Annotated in this window: 15 protein-coding genes; 7 read left to right on the top strand and 8 right to left on the bottom strand. The window is 73.9% G+C overall.

The genetic code is table 11. From position 1 onward, the window contains the following. Positions 1–22 precede the first annotated feature (22 nt). From ACWPQI_RS12105 to ACWPQI_RS12095, 3 genes are all read left to right on the top strand, one after another. Positions 23–1,267 (top strand): saccharopine dehydrogenase family protein, encoded by a 1,245-nt coding sequence (locus ACWPQI_RS12105; RefSeq protein ID WP_407040849.1) that lies wholly within the window; start codon positions 23–25, stop codon positions 1,265–1,267. Between the two features lie 288 nt (positions 1,268–1,555). Beyond that, positions 1,556–2,500, top strand: coding sequence for a sulfite exporter TauE/SafE family protein (locus ACWPQI_RS12100; protein WP_010595045.1), 945 nt, complete (start codon positions 1,556–1,558; stop codon positions 2,498–2,500). Positions 2,501–2,522: 22 nt separating this feature from the next. Continuing rightward, a complete protein-coding gene (locus ACWPQI_RS12095; protein ID WP_200903467.1) occupies positions 2,523–3,902 on the top strand; it encodes a CoA transferase in 1,380 nt (459 codons plus the stop codon). Here the strand turns inward: ACWPQI_RS12095 and meaB are convergent. From meaB to mutA, 3 genes are read right to left on the bottom strand one after another with little or no spacing between them, the layout of a single operon-like run. Continuing rightward, the gene (gene meaB, locus ACWPQI_RS12090; protein ID WP_040271567.1) at positions 3,899–4,918 is read right to left on the bottom strand and encodes a methylmalonyl Co-A mutase-associated GTPase MeaB; all 1,020 of its coding nucleotides are present in this window, start codon (positions 4,916–4,918) and stop codon (positions 3,899–3,901) included. The genes ACWPQI_RS12095 and meaB overlap by 4 nt on opposite strands. A gap of 6 nt (positions 4,919–4,924) precedes the next feature. Then, positions 4,925–7,171: a methylmalonyl-CoA mutase gene (scpA, locus tag ACWPQI_RS12085; RefSeq protein WP_017682218.1), complete on the bottom strand. Its 2,247-nt coding sequence runs from the start codon at positions 7,169–7,171 to the stop codon at positions 4,925–4,927. Then, complete coding sequence (mutA, locus tag ACWPQI_RS12080) at positions 7,172–9,037, bottom strand: methylmalonyl-CoA mutase small subunit (protein ID WP_040271566.1); 1,866 nt, start codon at positions 9,035–9,037, stop codon at positions 7,172–7,174. It lies immediately after the preceding gene. A gap of 247 nt (positions 9,038–9,284) precedes the next feature. Between mutA and ACWPQI_RS12075 the strand changes: the two genes are divergently transcribed. The 3 genes from ACWPQI_RS12075 to ACWPQI_RS12065 are packed head-to-tail and all read left to right on the top strand — an operon-like array spanning position 9,285 to position 11,108. Continuing rightward, the gene (locus ACWPQI_RS12075; RefSeq protein ID WP_082335510.1) at positions 9,285–9,965 is read left to right on the top strand and encodes a TVP38/TMEM64 family protein; all 681 of its coding nucleotides are present in this window, start codon (positions 9,285–9,287) and stop codon (positions 9,963–9,965) included. A gap of 31 nt (positions 9,966–9,996) precedes the next feature. Then, complete coding sequence (locus ACWPQI_RS12070; protein ID WP_010595051.1) at positions 9,997–10,578, top strand: hypothetical protein; 582 nt, start codon at positions 9,997–9,999, stop codon at positions 10,576–10,578. Then, the gene (locus ACWPQI_RS12065; RefSeq protein WP_395704497.1) at positions 10,575–11,108 is read left to right on the top strand and encodes a hypothetical protein; all 534 of its coding nucleotides are present in this window, start codon (positions 10,575–10,577) and stop codon (positions 11,106–11,108) included. The genes ACWPQI_RS12070 and ACWPQI_RS12065 overlap by 4 nt, the downstream gene beginning before the upstream one ends. 54 nt (positions 11,109–11,162) lie before the next feature. Here the strand turns inward: ACWPQI_RS12065 and ACWPQI_RS12060 are convergent, their stop codons facing one another. The 3 genes from ACWPQI_RS12060 to ACWPQI_RS12050 form a co-directional block, all read right to left on the bottom strand. Further along, positions 11,163–12,392: an SPFH domain-containing protein gene (locus ACWPQI_RS12060; RefSeq protein ID WP_010595054.1), complete on the bottom strand. Its 1,230-nt coding sequence runs from the start codon at positions 12,390–12,392 to the stop codon at positions 11,163–11,165. Beyond that, positions 12,393–12,824: an NfeD family protein gene (locus ACWPQI_RS12055; RefSeq protein ID WP_003934930.1), complete on the bottom strand. Its 432-nt coding sequence runs from the start codon at positions 12,822–12,824 to the stop codon at positions 12,393–12,395. It lies immediately after the preceding gene. Between the two features lie 62 nt (positions 12,825–12,886). Continuing rightward, on the bottom strand, positions 12,887–13,708 hold the full coding sequence (locus tag ACWPQI_RS12050; RefSeq protein ID WP_010595055.1) for a DUF3097 domain-containing protein: 822 nt from the start codon (positions 13,706–13,708) through the stop codon (positions 12,887–12,889). A 106-nt stretch (positions 13,709–13,814) separates the two neighbouring features. Between ACWPQI_RS12050 and ACWPQI_RS12045 the strand changes: the two genes are divergently transcribed. Further along, a complete protein-coding gene (locus ACWPQI_RS12045; RefSeq protein ID WP_010595056.1) occupies positions 13,815–14,624 on the top strand; it encodes a hypothetical protein in 810 nt (269 codons plus the stop codon). Here the strand turns inward: ACWPQI_RS12045 and ACWPQI_RS12040 are convergent. After that, a complete protein-coding gene (locus tag ACWPQI_RS12040) occupies positions 14,615–15,658 on the bottom strand; it encodes a hypothetical protein (protein WP_432794051.1) in 1,044 nt (347 codons plus the stop codon). The genes ACWPQI_RS12045 and ACWPQI_RS12040 overlap by 10 nt on opposite strands. Before the next feature lie 167 nt (positions 15,659–15,825). After that, a complete protein-coding gene (locus tag ACWPQI_RS12035; protein ID WP_010595058.1) occupies positions 15,826–16,890 on the bottom strand; it encodes a ferrochelatase in 1,065 nt (354 codons plus the stop codon). Between the last annotated feature and the right edge of the window lie 4 nt (positions 16,891–16,894).

Below are 16,894 nucleotides of genomic sequence, written 5' to 3'. Positions count from 1 at the left end.
ACCCGGCAGTAGGGTGTGGCGCATGACTGCCTCCCGCGATCTCGACATCGTCGTCTACGGCGCCACCGGCTTCGTCGGCCGGATCACCGCCGCCTACCTCGCCGAACACGCCCCCGAAGGGGTGCGAATCGCCCTCGCCGGCCGCTCCCGCACCCGTCTCGACCGCATCCGCGCCGAGCTCGGGCCCGCCGCGCAGGCCTGGCCGGTACTCGAGGCGGACGCCGGCGACCCGCAGTCGCTGGCCGCGCTCGCTGCCCGCACCCGCGTGGTGGTCACCACGGTCGGCCCCTACGCCAAGTACGGGCTGCCGCTGGTGCAGGCCTGCGCCGAGTCGGGCACCGACTACGTCGACCTCACCGGCGAGGTGTTGTTCCACCGCGAGAGCATCGACCGGTTCGACGACCTGGCGCGCCGCACCGGCGCCCGCATCGTGCACTCCTGCGGATTCGACTCGATCCCCTCCGATCTCGGCGTGCACGCGCTGCACCGGGCCGTGCAGGCCGACGACGCCGGCGATCTCACCGACACGACGCTGGTGGTGCGGGCGATGCGGGGCGGCGTCAGCGGCGGCACGATCGACTCGATGCGCACCCAGGTGGACGTGGTGCGCCGGGACGCCGCGGCCCGCAAGGTCGCCCTCGCCCCCTACTCGCTGTCGCCGGACCGGTCCCGCGAACCCGACCTCGGGCGCCAGAACGACCTGGCGACCGTCGACGGCCGATCCGTCGCGCCCGACCTGTCCGGCCGGCTCGCGCCGTTCTTCATGGGCCCCTACAACACCCGGGTGGTGCGCCGCAGCAACGCGCTCAGCGGCTGGGCGTACGGGCCGCGCTTCCGCTACCGGGAGACCATGAGCGTCGGTTCGTCGCGGCTGTCGCCGCTCGTGGCGACCGGTGTCGCCGCGGGCTTCGGCGCGCTGGTGGCGGGGCTGGCGTTTCCCCCGACCCGGTTCGTGCTCGACAAGCTGCTGCCCGCGCCCGGACAGGGCCCGTCCGAGTCTGCCCGCGAGCGCGGCTTCTTCACCATCGACCTCTACACCACGACGAGCACCGGTGCCCGCTACCGCGCCCGCGTCGCCGCCCAGGGCGACCCCGGCTACAAGGCGACCGCGGTGATGCTCGGCGAATCGGCACTGTCGCTGGTCCTCGGCGGCGACCGCCTCCACGCCGGGGGCGGGGTGCTCACCCCCGCCACCGCCTTCGGGGACGTACTCACCGACCGGTTGCGCGCCGCCGGATTCGAGATCACGGCCCGGCGCCTGCCGTGACCGCCGCGGCGCCGTCGCGGGAGGCGGCGACACGCCGCCCGGCGACGGCGCCGCCGCGCGCGACCGGCTATGCTCGGACGGATCGTCGCGAGAGCGGCGAACGGCAGACCTGGGAAGGGACACGAACGTGCACACGACGAGCATCGCGGCGGCTCCGGCCACCCTGCTCGCGTTGATGGCGTTCTGGCCCACCCGACGGGGCGCGTGCTTCGACCAGGAGTGTTGCTGAGCGGCGTCCGCCGCCCTCTCCCCTCCCCGGTTCGCTCCTTCGTGGTCGGAGTCTTCTGCATGTTCGCTCTTCTGGTGTTCACGCTCGTCGGTATCGGTGCGCAGCTCGTCGACGGGGCCCTCGGCATGGCCTTCGGGGTCACCGCCACCACCTTGTTGATCTTCAGCGGGATCGGTCCCGCGCACGCCAGTGCCGCCGTGCACCTGGCCGAGGTCGGCACCACCCTCGTCTCCGGCGCCTCGCACTGGCGGTTCCGGAATGTGGACTGGGGGGTGGTCGCGAAGCTGGGCGTGCCCGGCGCGCTCGGCGCCTTCCTCGGCGCGACGGTGCTCTCGAGCCTGTCCACCGCGGCCGCGATCCCGGTGACGTCGACGATCCTGCTCGCCATCGGTGTCTATGTGGCGCTGCGGTTCTCGGTCCGGCCACCGGCCGTCGCGCACGCCCGCACCTCACCGCACTCGGCGAAGTTCCTGTCCCCGCTGGGCCTGTTCGGCGGGTTCATCGACGCCAGCGGCGGCGGCGGATGGGGGCCGATCACGACCAGCACCCTGCTCTCCCGCGGCAAGACGGCCCCCCGGACCGTGATCGGCTCGGTCAGCGCCTCCGAGTTCCTCGTCGCACTCGCCGCGAGCATCGGCTTCCTCGTCGGTCTCGGCCGGGAATCGCTCGGCAACCTGCTCGTCGTGGCCGGTCTCGCCCTCGGCGGGGCCATCGCCGCACCGATCGCGGCGTGGCTGGTCAGCCGGGTACCGGCCACCCTGCTCGGCACCGCCGTCGGCGGCGTCATCGTGTTGACCAACGCACAGAAGCTGTGCACCTCGTTCGAGATCTCCGCCACGGCCACTACCCTGCTGTACCTGCTGATCGTGGCCGGCTGGATCGCGCTGCTCACGGTCTCATGGCGCCGGTCGCGCCTCACCCGCGCCGAATCCGCCGGGGCGCTCGAGCGCCTCGAGCCGGCCCGCCCCGAGCTGCGGGAGCCGGCCGCGGACCGCACGAGCTAGCGTCCCCCTCTACGCTCGGCGCATGACGAGCCCCCTCGCCGTGCTCGACGCCTACGGCGCCGCCCTCGCCGCCGCCGGCCTCGACGTCCCGGTGGAGCCGGCGCCCGGCATCGACTGCGCCCCGGCCGGGCGGTTCCTCACCGCCCGGCTGCCGGTGGCCGACCTCGCCGCCGGGGCCGTGGCGGCCTTCGCGGCGGCCGCCGACCGCTACCGCCATGCCCGCGGACTCGCCCCGCAGGGGGCGCGGCTCGACCCGGAGCGGATCGCCGCGTCGTTCGGCGGGGACCGGATGCTGCGCATGGCCGGCCGGCCCGTAGAGGGGTTCGCGGCGCTGTCCGGGTTCTTCGCCGCCGCCGACGGGTGGGTGCGCACCCACGCGAACTACCCGCATCACCGGGCGCGCCTGCTGCGCGCCCTCGACCTGCCGGACGGCACCGACCGTGCCGGCTGCGCCGCCCGGCTCCGGCAGCTGCCGGCGGCGGCGGTCGAGGACGCAGCCGCCGCGCACGACGCGATCGCGGTGCGGGTGCGCACCGAGCACGAGTGGGCGACGAGCCCGCCGGGCCGGGCCGCGGCGTCGGGCCCGCTGGTCCGGATGCTCGCGCGGGACGACACCGCCGACCGGACCGTCGCAGGCGACGATCCGGCGCGGCCCCTGACCGGGCTCCGGGTGCTGGACCTGACCCGGGTGATCGCCGGGCCCGTCGCCGCCCGCGCGCTGGCCCTGCTGGGAGCGGAGGTGCTGCGCATCGATCCGCCCGCACTCCCCGAGATCACCTGGCAGCACGCCGAGAACGGGCAGGGCAAGCGCACGGCGCTGCTCGACCTGCACACTCGTCGCGGGCGGGAGACGTGGTGCCGTCTGCTCGCCGACGCCGACGTGCTGCTCACCGGCTACCGGCCCGGGGCGCTCGACGCGCTGACCGGTGCGCCCGGCACGATCCGGCCCGGTCTCGTGCACGGCCGGGTGTGCGCGTGGGGATGGTCCGGGCCGTGGGCGGCCCGCCGCGGCTTCGACTCGATCGTGCAGGCCGCGTCCGGGATCGCGGTGGCCGAGGGCGACTCCGACACGCCCGGCGCGCTGCCGGTGCAGGCCCTCGACCACGCGAGCGGCTACCTGCTGGCGGCCGGGGTGCTCGATGCGCTCGCCGCGCGGCACCGGGACGGGCGGGGCCGCGACGTGGCGGTCGCGCTGGCCCGCACCGCGGCATGGCTGCTGCAGGCGCCCGGCCGGGACCCGCACCCGCCGGTGCCGGCGCGTCCCGGGCCACGGACCGTGGCCACGCACGCGGCGGTGACCACGGCCCGTCCGGTGCTCGCCGAGTACCCGGACTATCCGTTCCCGGCCCGGGCCTGGGGCGGCGATCCGGCGGCCTGGTGGTCTAGGGGCCGGGTGGTCTAGGGTGCGGCGTCGAACGCGTCGAGGATCTGCTGGGCGGCCAGCGCCGCGGTGAGCGAGCCGTCGCGCACGGCGCGTTCGACGTCGCCGCGGAGCGCACGCACCCGGGGGTTGGTCTCGAGCCGGCGCAGCAGCTGGTCGTGCACCATCGTCCAGGTCCAGTCCACCAGCTGGCGGCGCCGGTTCTCCTCGAACAGGCCCGCCGCGGTGAGGACCCGGCGGTGCTCGAGGACGGTGTCCCAGAACGTGTCCAGGCCGGCGCCCTCGAGGCCGCTCATGGTGATCACCGGCGGCTTCCACACCGCGTCGTGCGGATGCACGAGCCGCAGGGCGCCGGCCAGTTCCCGCGCCGCGACCCGCGCGTCGCGTTCGAAGGGGCCGTCCGCCTTGTTGACCGCGACCAGGTCGGCGAGTTCGAGGACGCCCTTCTTGATGCCCTGCAGCTGGTCGCCGGTGCGGGCGAGGGTCAGGAAGGTGAAGCAGTCCACCATGTTCGCGACGGTCACCTCGGACTGCCCGACCCCGACGGTCTCGACGAGGATCACGTCGAACCCGGCGGCCTCGAGCAGCACCATCGTCTCGCGGGTGGCCTTGGCGACACCCCCGAGGGTGCCGGCCGTCGGGGACGGCCGGATGTAGGCGTCGCGCTGCACCGACAGCCGCGCCATGCGGGTCTTGTCACCGAGGATGGAGCCGCCGGTGCGGGTCGACGACGGATCCACCGCGAGCACCGCCACCCGGTGCCCCTTGCCGAGCAGGTACATGCCCAGCGCATCGATGAAGGTGGACTTGCCGACGCCGGGAACGCCGGTGATGCCGACGCGCATCGCGCCGCCCGCCTTCGGGAGCAGGCGCAGCAGCAGTTGCTGCGCCTGCTCCCGATGGTCGTCGCGGGTGGATTCGACGAGGGTGATCGCCTTCGCCAGGCCGGCCCGCCGGTTGGCAAGCACGGCCTCGGCGAGGGCGTCGACGTCGACCGCGGGCCGGCGGGTGTGACTGCCGACGGGGGTGCTGCCCATTGCGGGTCAGGCCCCGAGGTCGTGGCCGAGCTGGTCGGCGAGCTTGTGCAGCAGCCCCACCGCGGCGTCCGCGATGACGGTGCCCGGCGGGAAGATCGCGGCGGCACCGGCCTGGTACAGCTCGTCGAAGTCGCCGGGCGGGATGACCCCGCCGACGACGATCATGATGTCCGGGCGGCCCACCTCGGCGAGGGCCTCCCGCAGCGCGGGCACCAGGGTGAGGTGTCCCGCGGCCAACGACGACACGCCGATGACGTGCACGTCGTTGTCGGCCGCCTGGTTGGCGACCTCCTCGGGGGTCTGGAACAGCGGTCCCACGTCGACGTCGAAGCCGAGGTCGGCGAAGGCGGTGGCGATCACCTTCTGCCCGCGGTCGTGGCCGTCCTGGCCCATCTTCGCGACGAGGATACGCGGCCGGCGGCCTTCCTCCTCGGCGAACTTCTCGACGAGTTCGGTTGCCGTGCTGATGTTGACCGCCTTTCCGGCCTCGTCCCGGTAGACCCCGCTGATGGTGCGGATCTCGGCCTGGTGGCGGCCGTAGACCTTCTCGAGGGCATCGGAGATCTCGCCGACGGTGGCCTTGGCGCGGGCCGCGTCGATGGCCAGGGCCAGCAGGTTCGTGTCCGGCCCGGTGTCGGTCGCGCCGGCGGCGCGGGTGAGGGCGTCCAGCGCGGCCTGCACGGCCTCGGGATCGCGGTCGGCCCGCAACTGCTCGAGCTTGGCGAGCTGCTCGGCCCGCACGCGGGAGTTCTCGACCTTGAGGACCTCGATCTCGTGGTCCTCGGTGACCTGGTACTTGTTGACGCCGATCACCGGCTGGCGGCCGGAGTCGATGCGGGCCTGGGTGCGGGCCGCGGCCTCCTCGATGCGCAGCTTCGGGATGCCCTCGGAGATGGCCTGCGCCATGCCGCCGGCCTCCTCGACCTCCGCGATGTGCTTGCGGGCGCGGTTGGCGAGCTCGTGGGTGAGCCATTCGAGGTAGTACGAGCCGCCCCACGGGTCGATCGGCCGGGTGGTGCCCGACTCCTGCTGCAGCAGCAGCTGGGTGTTGCGGGCGATGCGGGCGGAGAAGTCGGTGGGCAGCGCGAGCGCCTCGTCGAGGGCGTTGGTGTGCAGCGACTGGGTGTGGCCCTGGGTCGCGGCCATCGCCTCGATGCAGGTGCGGGCGACGTTGTTGAACACGTCCTGCGCGGTGAGCGACCAGCCGGAGGTCTGCGAGTGGGTGCGCAGCGACTTGGACTTGGCCGACTTCGGGTGGAACTTCTCGACGAGCTCGGCCCACAGCAGGCGGCCGGCGCGCATCTTGGCGATCTCCATGTAGAAGTTCATCCCGATGGCCCAGAAGAAGGACAGGCGCGGGGCGAACTTGTCGATCTCCATGCCCGCGTCGAGGCCGGCGCGGATGTACTCGACGCCGTCGGCGAGGGTGTAGGCCAGCTCGAGGTCGGCGGTCGCACCGGCCTCCTGGATGTGGTAGCCGGAGATCGAGATGGAGTTGAAGCGCGGCATGTTCGCGCTGGTGTAGGCGAAGATGTCGGAGATGATCCGCATCGACGGCTTGGGCGGATAGATGTAGGTGTTGCGGACCATGAACTCCTTCAGAATGTCGTTCTGAATGGTCCCGGCCAGCTGCTCGGGCTTGACGCCCTGTTCCTCGGCGGCGACGACGTACAGCGCCAGGATCGGCAGCACCGCGCCGTTCATGGTCATCGACACCGACACCTGCGACAGGTCGATGCCGTCGAACAGCTGCCGCATGTCGAGGATCGAGTCGATCGCGACGCCGGCCATGCCGACGTCGCCCTGCACGCGGGGATGGTCCGAGTCGTAGCCGCGGTGGGTGGCGAGGTCGAACGCCACCGACAGGCCCTTCTGCCCGGCCGCGAGGTTGCGCCGGTAGAAGGCGTTGGACTCGGCGGCGGTGGAGAACCCGGCGTACTGCCGGATGGTCCACGGCTGGTTGACGTACATCGTCGGGTACGGGCCGCGGACGAACGGCTCGAGACCCGGGTAGCTGCCCAGCGGGTAGCCCTCGGCGACGATCCGGTCGCGGTCGGCCTTGGTGTAGACGGGCTTGACGTCGATGCCCTCGGGCGTGGACCACACCACCTGCTCGGTCGTGTAGTGGTTGGCGGCGGCGACCCCGTCGACGAGCGCTGCGGCCTGCTCCTCGGTGGGGGCGGCGGGGGCCGGCGCCGCCGGATCCGTCAGCGGGACGTCGGCGAAGCTGCCGATCTTGTGTTCGATGCTCACTTACGCTCCCAGGGTGTTCAGCAGGTCGGTCAGCGCGGCGATCGCGTCGATCTTGGCGGTGAGGAACCCGTCCGGGCGCGCGGCGCCGCCGGTCTCGCTCACGGCCTTCTCCGGCCCGGCGAGCAGGACGGTGCCGACGCCGGCGTCGCGGAGGGCGGTGACGGCCGCGCCGGCCTGTTCGCCGTAGCGCTTGTCGGTGCCGCACACCACGGCGACGGTGACGTCGGCGTCGCGGACGGCGGCGGCGATGCTGTCGTCGTCGACGGACAGCGGACCGGGATTGACCGTCTCGATGCCGCCGGAGGCGAGCAGGTTCGCGGCGAACGTCGTGCGGATGTTGTGCTCGGCGATCGGCCCCAGCGGGGCGAGCAGCACCCGGGGCCGGGCGCCGTGCGCGGCGAGGTGGACGTCGGAGCGGTCGCGCAGCGCCTCGAAGGCGGCGGCGTACCGGGCGACGGCGGCCCCGGCGTCGGCGGTCTCCGCGGGCAGCGGCGCCTCGGCCAGGTTGGGGAACTCGTTGACGCCGGTCACCGCGGTCCGGCGGTGGGCGATGTCGGATTCGCGGCGGGCGCGGGTGGCGGCGATCCGCTCGGCGATCAGGCCGGCGTCGAGGGCGGCGCGGTAGCCGCCGGCCGCCTCGATCTGCTGGAAGAACTCCCACGCCTTGGCCGCGATCTGCGCCGTCAGTTCCTCGACGTACCAGGACCCGGCGGCCGGGTCGAGGACGCGGCCGAGGTTGGACTCCTCGAGCAGCAGCAGCTGGGTGTTGCGGGCGATGCGCGCGGAGAAGGCCTCCGACACCCCGAGCGCGCCGGCCGGCAGGGCGGCGTCGAACGGGAGCACGGTGACCGCGTCCGCGCCGCCGATGCCGGCGCCGAACGCGGCGAGGGTGGTGCGCAGCATGTTCACCCAGGGGTCGCGCTGGGTCATCATCGCGGCCGAGGTGACGGCGTGCTGGGGGGCGTGACCGGCGTCGGCCGCACCCACGACCTGCGCGATGCGGGCCCACAGTTGCCGGCCGGCGCGGAACTTGGCGATGGTCTGGAACTGGTCGTCCGTGGCGGCGAACCGGAACTCGATCTGGCCGAGAGCCCGGGCCGCGGACTGGCGGCTGCCGGTCAGCTCGCGCAGGTACTCGAGTCCAGCGGCGACGGCGGCACCGAGTTCCTCGGCGTCGGCGGCCCCGGCATTGTGGAATGCGGTGCCGTCGACCGTGAGGGCCCGCACGGTCTCGGCGCGGCCGGCGGCGGCGTGGGCGAGCTCGACGGCCTGGGCGACGGTGACGTCGGCGCGTCCCGAGAAGGCGCTGGTCAGCGGGGCGGCCCCGAGATGCAACCGCACGGCGGCGCGCTCGGCGACGTCGGTGCGCGCATCGAGCAGCGCGTAGAGGGCGCCCGCGGCGGCGGCGGTGTCGGCGCCGGCGTCGAGGGTGAGCGGCGCGAGATCGAGCAGGACCTTGTCGAGCGCGGCGGGCAGGTCGGCGATCGCGATGCCGTCCGCGCCGACACGCAGCCACAGGGCGCTGACGCCGTTCTCGAGGGCGTCGAGGATGCGCTCGTTCACCTCGCCGGGAGTGTCACCGAAGCGGGCGCTGACGAGCCATCCGGTGTTGACGTCGCGGACCGCGGAACCGCCACGGACGAAGGGGAAGGAGCCGGGCAACGGCGCCTCGGGACGTTCGTCGCGCAGGCCGTAGAGGGGCGCGACGGCGACGTCGTCGTAGGTGGTGGTCTCGAGCAGCCGCTGCGGTTCCGGTCCGAGCTCCGCGGGGTCGACGCGGCGGGACTTGGCCAGCACCCCCGCCACCGCCTCCTGCCACTGCGCGTAGGCGCGCGCGGCATCCTCGGCTTCTGAAGCTAATGACACGTGAGGTCCTCTCGTACGCAGCGGGCGGGCTCGCCGAACACGGCCGTGGAAACCTTAAACTGATTCCGTTGTGATGCTAGCCGCATACACGCCGCCCCTATTGTGGGGATCACCACAGTTTCCCTAGCGATCGATAATGTCGTCGCCTAAGGAATCTACCGGGCGCCGGCGCGACGGCCCGAGGGGCCCCGCCCCCGGCCGTGCACGGCCGCGCCCCGGCGCGCGAAGCCCGGTATCGTGACCGGTCGTGACGAAGATGCTGCGGGACCGGCGGATTCTCGCGGCGGCGGCCGCGCTGGCCGTCCTCGCACTCGTCGCCCTGCTCCTGCCCCACCCGTCCGTCGCCGAGGTGCGCGCCTGGGCCGAGGCGGCCGGGCCGCTGCTTCCGCTGCTGTTCTTCCTGATCCACGCCGTGGTGACCGTGGCCCCGTTCCCCCGCACGATCTTCACCCTCAGCGCCGGGGTGCTGTTCGGGTCGGCGACGGGCATCGCGGTGACCGTCGCCGCCACGACCGTCAGCGCCGTGCTGGCGCTGCTGCTGGTGCGTGCGATCGGCCGCGGGGTGGTCGAGGAGCATCTGAGCCACCCCACGGTCCAGGCGGTCGACGAGCGACTGGCGCGGCGTGGCTGGCTGGCGGTGGGGTCGCTGCGGCTGATCGCGCCCCTACCGTTCGCGGTGGTCAACTACTGCTGCGGGATCTCGTCGGTGCGGGTGGTCCCGTACGCGCTGGCCACCGCCGCCGGCATCCTGCCGGGCACGGTAGGGGTGGTCCTGCTCGGCGACGCCCTCACGGGACGCACCCATCCGGCACTCCTGGGGATTTCGGCGGTGTGCATCGCCGTCGGCGCTTCGGGACTGTGGCTCGAGTCCCGCCTCCCGGCGCCCCGCCCCGCGACCACCACCGTGCCATCAAGCCCTGAAGCTTGATTTTTACCATTCAAGTCCCCATCCTTGATGGATGTTCGTGTTGACTGTCGATCAGCGCGGCAGCCGACGGGACGTCGACCGGGTCGCGGACCTGCTCGGCGAGCTGCGCGGCGCCGAGCTGCTCCGCCCCTTCGAACGCACCGCCGGCGACGAGGTGCAGGCCGTCGCAGCCGACCCGGCCGTCGTGGTCGATCTCGCCCTCGACCTCGTCCGCCGCGGCCACTGGAGCGTCGGCATCGGCGTCGGCCCCGTCGAGCAGCCCTTGCCCGCGCAGACCCGCGCCGGCCGCGGCCCGGCCTTCGAACATGCCCGCCGCGCCGTCGACCGCGCCAAGAACGCACCCGCCCGGGTCGCGGTGGAGGGACCGGACGCCGCCGCGGCCGCCGACGCGGACGCCGCCCTCACCCTGACGGCGCTGCTGGTGACCCGCCGCTCCGATGCCGGGCACGAGGCCGTCGAACTCGTCCGCCGCGGGCTCACCCAGGCCGAGGCCGCCACGCGACTCGGCATCAGCACCCAGGCGGTGTCGCAGCGTCTGGCCGCCGCCGGATGGCAGGCCGAACCGGCCGGCCGCGACCTCGCCCGCCGTCTCCTGGAAAGGGCCGATCGTTGACCGTCGTCACCCTGGTTCTGCTCGCCGTCGCCGCGCTGGTCCCGGCCCTCGGCCTGCGCCGCGGCACCCCCGTGTGGCTCGTCGCCGGACTCGCGGTGGCGGCCCTTGCCGGTGCCGCGCTCGCCGCGACCGCCACCCCCGCCGTCCGTGGCGTCGCCCTGGCCGCGACCCTCGTGCTCACGACCGCGGCGGCGGTCACCGGCGGCGGCCCCGCCGTGCTGGCCTCGTTCCGCATCGCACGGCGGCAACCCGATGCGGGACCGGTCCCGCCGTCACCGGCCGGACCCGAACCGCCGCCCGGACCGCTGCGCGGCGGCCGGGTGATCGGCCTGCTGGAGCGGGCGGCGGTCGCCGCCGCGATCCTGGCCGGATGGCCGGAGGGCATCGCCGTCGTGCTCGCCGTCAAGGGCCTCGCGCGTTATCCCGAACTGCGCGAACCCCAGGCCTCGGAGCAGTTCATCATCGGCACCTTCACCAGCGTGCTGTGGGCGATCGCGGTGTGCGGGGTGGGACGGGGCCTGCTCACCTGAGCGGCCGCGCAACCCCGGGATCCGGGTCCCGGGGTTCAGGTCACCGGGTCCAGGTCACTGGGGTTCGCCGTGCCGTTGCCCGGGCTGCGGCTGCACCCATCCGCCCGTGATCGGCTCGGACGGCGGCAACGCCGCCGACGGGGGCTCCCCGCCCCGGCGTTCGGCGCCGGTCGGGTTGTGCACCGCCGGATCGACCGGTTTGCGGGCGACGGCCTCCGCGGCGGCGACGGCCTGCGCGACCTCCGGATCACGCGCGGTGGAGAACCAGTCGGCCACCTCGTCGGTGTCCTCCTCCGGTCGCGGGAGCCGCTCGTCGACCGGGCTGGGCTCGAAGCGGAACACCCCGTCCTCGCCCGGCGCGCCGAGATGCCGGGCGAAGCCCTTGAGGGCGTCCCCGAAGTCGCTCGGCACCATCCACACCTTGTTCGCGTCGCCCTGCGCCATCTGCGGCAGCGTCTGCAGGTACTGGTAGGCGAGCAACTCCGGGGTGGGCCGGCCGGACTTGATCGCCGCGAACACCTTCTCGATGGCCTTCGCCTGACCCTGCGCCTCGAGGTACTTCGCGGCGCGGTCACCCTGAGCGCGCAGGATCCGCGACTGGCGGTCCGCCTCCGCCTCGAGGATGGCCGCCTGCTTGGCACCCTCGGCCGACAGGATCCGGGACTGCTTGTCACCCTCGGCGGTCTTGATCGCCGACTCCCGATGCCCCTCGGCGGTGAGGATCATCGCCCGCTTCTCGCGGTCCGCCTTCATCTGCTTCTCCATCGACTCCTGGATCGACGGAGGCGGATCGATGCTCTTGAGCTCGACCCGGGCCACCCGCAGACCCCAGCGGCCGGTCGCCTCGTCGAGCACCCCGCGCAGCTGGCCGTTGATCGAGTCGCGGGAGGTGAGCGTCTCCTCCAGGGTCATGCCGCCGACCACGTTGCGCAGCGTGGTCACCGTCAACTGCTCCACCGCCGCGATGTAGTTGCTGATCTCGTACACCGCCGCCTGCGGGTTCGTCACCTGGAAGTACACGACCGTGTCGATGCTCAGGGTGAGGTTGTCCTGGGTGATCACCGGTTGCGGCGGGAACGAGACCACCCGCTCGCGCAGATCCACCTTGGCCCGGATCCGGTCCACGAACGGGACCAGGAACGTCAGCTGACCCGACACCGTCCGGTAGTACCGGCCCAGCCGCTCGATCACCGCGGCCTCGGCCTGCGGCACCAGCGCCACCGATTTGACGACCACCAGCGCGACGAACGCCACGACAACGGCGAGCACGATCAGCGCTTCCATCTACGGTCCCTTCCACACGACGGCCGTCGCGCCGTCGATCTGCATCACGGTCACGGTCGTGCCGGGCGGGTACACCTCGGTGACGTCGAGCGGACGCGCCGTCCACACCTCCCCGTCCAGCTTCACCTGCCCGGAATGCGCGGCCACCTCCTCGAGCACCAGCGCCTGCTTGCCCGGCAGGGCGTCCACGTTCGTCGCCTTCGCCGGTGGCAGCGCGTAGCGGCGGCGCAGCACCGGCCGCACCCCGCCCAGCAGCACGAGCGACGAGACCGCGAACACCAACGCGTCGGCCCACACCGGCAGGTCCGTCGCAGCGGACACCCCCGCCGTGGCCAGAGCGGCCGCACCGAGCATCAGCAGGACGAAATCGCCCGTCAACGCCTCCGCGGCGGCGAGCACCAGCCCGGCGATCAGCCAAATCAATGCCGACACGACGCCATCCAACCACAAATCGGACATCCCGGGTGGAACCGCAGGCCAGGGCCGCGGTGCCGTCAGTCCCCGGCGGGCTCGGTGACGAAATCGACGAGCTGCTCGACCGCCCCGATCAGCGGCGCCTCGAGATCGCGGAAGCTCGACACCGCCGAATAGACGCGACGCCACCCGTCCTGCGGGCTGCCCCACCCCAGCGCCCGGCACACCCCGGTCTTCCAGTCCTGCCCACGCGGAATCGTCGGCCACGCCTCGATGCCCAGCGCCTTCGGCCGCACCGCCTGCCACACGTCGACGAACGGATGCCCGGTGACGAGCACGTGCGGCCCCAGATTCGCGGTCAGCCGCTCCTCCTTGGAACCGGCGACGAGGTGGTCGGCGAGCACCCCCACCCGGCGACCGGGACCGGGGGCGAACCCGGCGAGCCGCTCCCCCAGATTGTCGAGACCCTCGAGCTGTTCGACCACGACACCCTCGACACGCAGATCGTGCCCCCACACCCGTTCCACCAGGGCGGCGTCGTGCACCCCCTCCACCCAGATCCGGCTGCCGCGCGCGACCCGCGCCCGCAGCCCGGCGACCTTGGTCGACCCGGACGCGGACCGGCCGGCGCCGGCCGCCGCGGGGTGCGGCGTGGGCCGCACCAGGGTCACCGGGCGGCCGTCGAGGAGGAACGCCGCCGGACGCAGCGCGAACAACCGGGTGCGCCGCGCGGCGTCCTCGAGCCGGACGAAGTCGCCGTCGTAGGTGCGCTCGAAGCCGACGACTGCACCGCACCACCCGGACGCGGCGTCCTCGACCACGAGGTCCTTCTCGGCAGCCACCTCGGGAACTGCGGGTCTACGGGCGCGCGGATGGCCGGCGAAGATGTCGCCGCCGTACATGTCGGGACTCACCCGCGCCACGTTAGGGCCGCCGCGGCCGCAGCCGCGGGAGGGCACGCCGACGGTCGTGACTGCGCCGTCGCGACGGCGCCTATGCTCGGAAACCGTGAGTTCCCCCGGTCAGACCCTGACGGTGTGGGCCGGTTCCTGGCTGGCCGGACACGCCGCGCCCGACGACGTCCTCGACGCCCTGCACGCCTGGGCGCCGCTGCACCTGGTGGTCTCCCACGACGAGCCCGCCGGCGACGTCTCCGGCGTGCCCGCACGCTCCCCCGTCGACGGCGCCGCCGTGCTGCTCACCGCGCTGCGCCGGGCCGACCCGGCCGGCGCGGACGGGATCCGGCTGGTGCTGCCCGCCCCCGGCGACGTGCGCGGCCTGCCCCCGGGCACCGCGCTGGCCCGCGCCGCGGTCGCGGCCGGCGAGGCGGTGCTCGCGGGCGCACCCGGAACACCCGGTCTCGGCTTCGTCCCCTCCGTGGAGGGCCCGGACGTGCTGCGCTGGACCCTGTTCGCGGTCCCGGCGGTGCCCGAGCCGCCCGCCGAGCCCGGCCTCGGGGAGGCCGAGTTCGCCATGCGCGAGGCGGTGCGGGAGGCCGCGACCAGGGTGGGCGGGGTGCTGACCGTGGGCGCCGGCGGCCGCGCCGCCGATCCCCGGGAGCAGATCGCAGCCGAGATCGCCGAGCATGCGCGGCACCGCTATCCGGAGTCGATGCCCGAACGCGCCGCCCGCATCCTCGACTCGGCCGATCAGGTCGCGGCGATCCTCACCGTCGCCGGCCGCGGCGCGGAACCGGACGCGGCCTCGGCCACCGGGCAGGCGGCGCGGGAGCAGGCGCTGCGCCCGCTGTGGGCCGCCGTGCGCGCCGCCCGCCTCGGGGCGGTGGCGGCCACGGTCCGGGCCGGCCATCACGCCTGACGCACTGCTGGCGACACCCCGCCCGGGACGTCCCCCAGCACGATGGCGCTCTTCTCCGTCCGGATCGCCGCCCGCACCACGATCAGCAGCAGCAACGACACCGCGAACCCGGCCAGCGCGCCGAACTGGCGCAGGTCGAACAGGAACACTTGGGTGACGAGCAGGTTCACCGCGACGGAGGCGTACAGCAGCCGCAGCGCGGACAGATCGCGGTGCCGCGCGAGCTGCCAGAGTCCGGCCACGATCAGCACGGCGCTCACGGCACCGGAGAGTTCGGCGCCGATCTCGGAGATGCCGGCGTCCTCGGCCTCCCACCCCGACCCGGCCAGTACGATCGCCAGTCCGACGAGGGTGTGGGCGGCGTGCACGGCGAACACCACCAGCACGAGCCGGCGGGCCGCGGCGGTCGCCGCCCAGGCCGTGACCCGATGCTCGATCCGGTCCCGGGCCGCGGCGATGCGCCCGTCGAATCCGGTCGTCGCCGCGACCGGCGCGGCCAGCGCGGCCCGTACCGAGCCGGCCAGCTCACGCTGCGCCGGATCCTGAACCCCTGCCAGGACGTCCAGCGCGCGGCGGCGCCCGAGCTCGTCGAGCCGGCCGAGCACGAGATCGGTCAGCGCCTCGAAACCGACGGCGAGGCGCTGCCGGTCGGTCGGGCCGCGCCGCGCCAGTGCCACGCGGGCACCGAGGTAGAACGCGACGAGCACCACGTACATCACGGCCACGGCGGGCCGGAAGAAGTAGTCGACGTCGGTGCTGAGGAACTTGCCGACCTCGTCGAGGAACAGCCCGAAGCCGATCCCCCCGAGCAGCGCGGCGCGCATCCGCACCCGGCTGCCGTGCCGGATCAGGGCGCCGACGAGGGCGACGGCCATGAGCAGCCCACCCCACAGCACGTGCGCGATGTGCAGGGTGCCGCCGCCGATCTGCGGATAGCCGGTCGCGGCGAGGTAGCCGCGGGTGACGAGCACGGTCGCGACGGTGGCGACGAGGAAGACCTCGACGCGGGTGAGGGCGGCGTCGTCGACGGTCATGCCGACATCTTCCCCCGGGTCGTGGCGGCCGAGCCCGATATCGGCGCGACCGCCTGCCCGTCCGGCTCGGGGCACCGGGCAGCACGGTCGGCGAGTCGACCCGGCGCGGCAGGTGGTGGCTGTCGGCCGGAGCCCGCACGCCGGGCCCGCGGGCCGGGCCCGCCCGGTCAGCGGCGCGGCCGTGCCGGGGGCCGGCAGCATTCGGGGGCGCAGAGCTCACCGTTGCACCCGACGCCGAGCAGCGGTTCGGTGCCGCGCCGCACGGGGGCGGCACCGTCGAGGCGTTCGCGCACCAGCTCACGCACCATCTGCACGAACCGCGGGTCGGTGCCGGCGGTGGCGGCGCGGACGAATGCCATGCCGAGTTCCGCGGCCCGGTCGCGCGCCTCGGTGTCGAGATCCCAGACGACCTCGAGGTGGTCGGAGACGAATCCGACCGGCACGACGACGACCGCGTCGATGCCGCGGGCGTGCAGAGCGTCGAGGTGGTCGACGATGTCCGGCTCGAGCCACGGCACCTGCGGGGGTCCGGACCGGGACTGCCACACCAGGTCGTGGTCGCCGGTGCCGGTGGCGGTGGCGACCAGGCGGGCCGCCTCGGCGACCTGCCGGCTGTAGAGGTGCCCACCCAGATCGGGGGGGCCACCGGTGGCGTCGGCGGCGGTGGGCACCGAGTGCGCGGTGAACACCAGGCGCGCCGCGTCGCGACGGTCGGCGGGCAGCTGGGCCCGGGCCGCGGCGACGGCGTCGGCGACGGCGGCGAGGAAGAGCGGATGATCGTAGAAGTGCCGCAGCTTGGTCAGCGCGGGCGCGTCGTCGCCGACGGCGGCGCGGGCGCGGGCGATGTCCTCGTGATACTGCCGGCACCCCGAATAGCCACCCCAGGCCGAGGTCGGGAACACCAGGGCGTTGCGCACCCCGTCGCCGCGCATGGCCGCGACGGTGTCCTCGATCATCGGGTGCCAGTTGCGGTTGCCGAAGTAGATCGGCAGGTCCAGCCCGGCGGCGGCGAAATCCACCTCGAGACGCGCGATGAGGTCGCGGTTGAGGGCGTTGATCGGGGACACACCGCCGAAGTGCAGGTAGTGCTCGGCGACCTCGTCGAGGCGTTCGGGTGGCACCCCCCGCCCGCGGGTGACGTTCTCGAGGAACGGGCGCACGTCGTCCGGCCCTTCCGGGCCGCCGAACGAGAGCACCAGCAGCGCGTCGTACGGCTCGGGGGTACGGGTCATGGCT

The organism is Rhodococcus sp. LMD, from assembly GCF_056108245.1.
Note: the sequence above shows the minus strand (reverse complement) of the source record. Positions and strands in the feature narration are given on the sequence as shown.

Bases quoted from the DNA above. Each gene is read 5' to 3' on its own strand.
- ACWPQI_RS12105 (WP_407040849.1), top strand. From the start codon at position 23: ATGACTGCCTCCCGCGATCTCGACATCGTCGTCTACGGCGCCACCGGC.
- ACWPQI_RS12100 (WP_010595045.1), top strand. From the start codon at position 1,556: ATGTTCGCTCTTCTGGTGTTCACGCTCGTCGGTATCGGTGCGCAGCTC.
- ACWPQI_RS12095 (WP_200903467.1), top strand. From the start codon at position 2,523: ATGACGAGCCCCCTCGCCGTGCTCGACGCCTACGGCGCCGCCCTCGCC.
- meaB (WP_040271567.1), bottom strand. From the start codon at position 4,918: ATGGGCAGCACCCCCGTCGGCAGTCACACCCGCCGGCCCGCGGTCGAC.
- ACWPQI_RS12070 (WP_010595051.1), top strand. From the start codon at position 9,997: ATGTTCGTGTTGACTGTCGATCAGCGCGGCAGCCGACGGGACGTCGAC.
- ACWPQI_RS12060 (WP_010595054.1), bottom strand. From the start codon at position 12,392: ATGGAAGCGCTGATCGTGCTCGCCGTTGTCGTGGCGTTCGTCGCGCTG.
- ACWPQI_RS12050 (WP_010595055.1), bottom strand. From the start codon at position 13,708: ATGTACGGCGGCGACATCTTCGCCGGCCATCCGCGCGCCCGTAGACCC.
- ACWPQI_RS12040 (WP_432794051.1), bottom strand. From the start codon at position 15,658: ATGACCGTCGACGACGCCGCCCTCACCCGCGTCGAGGTCTTCCTCGTC.
- ACWPQI_RS12035 (WP_010595058.1), bottom strand. From the start codon at position 16,890: ATGACCCGTACCCCCGAGCCGTACGACGCGCTGCTGGTGCTCTCGTTC.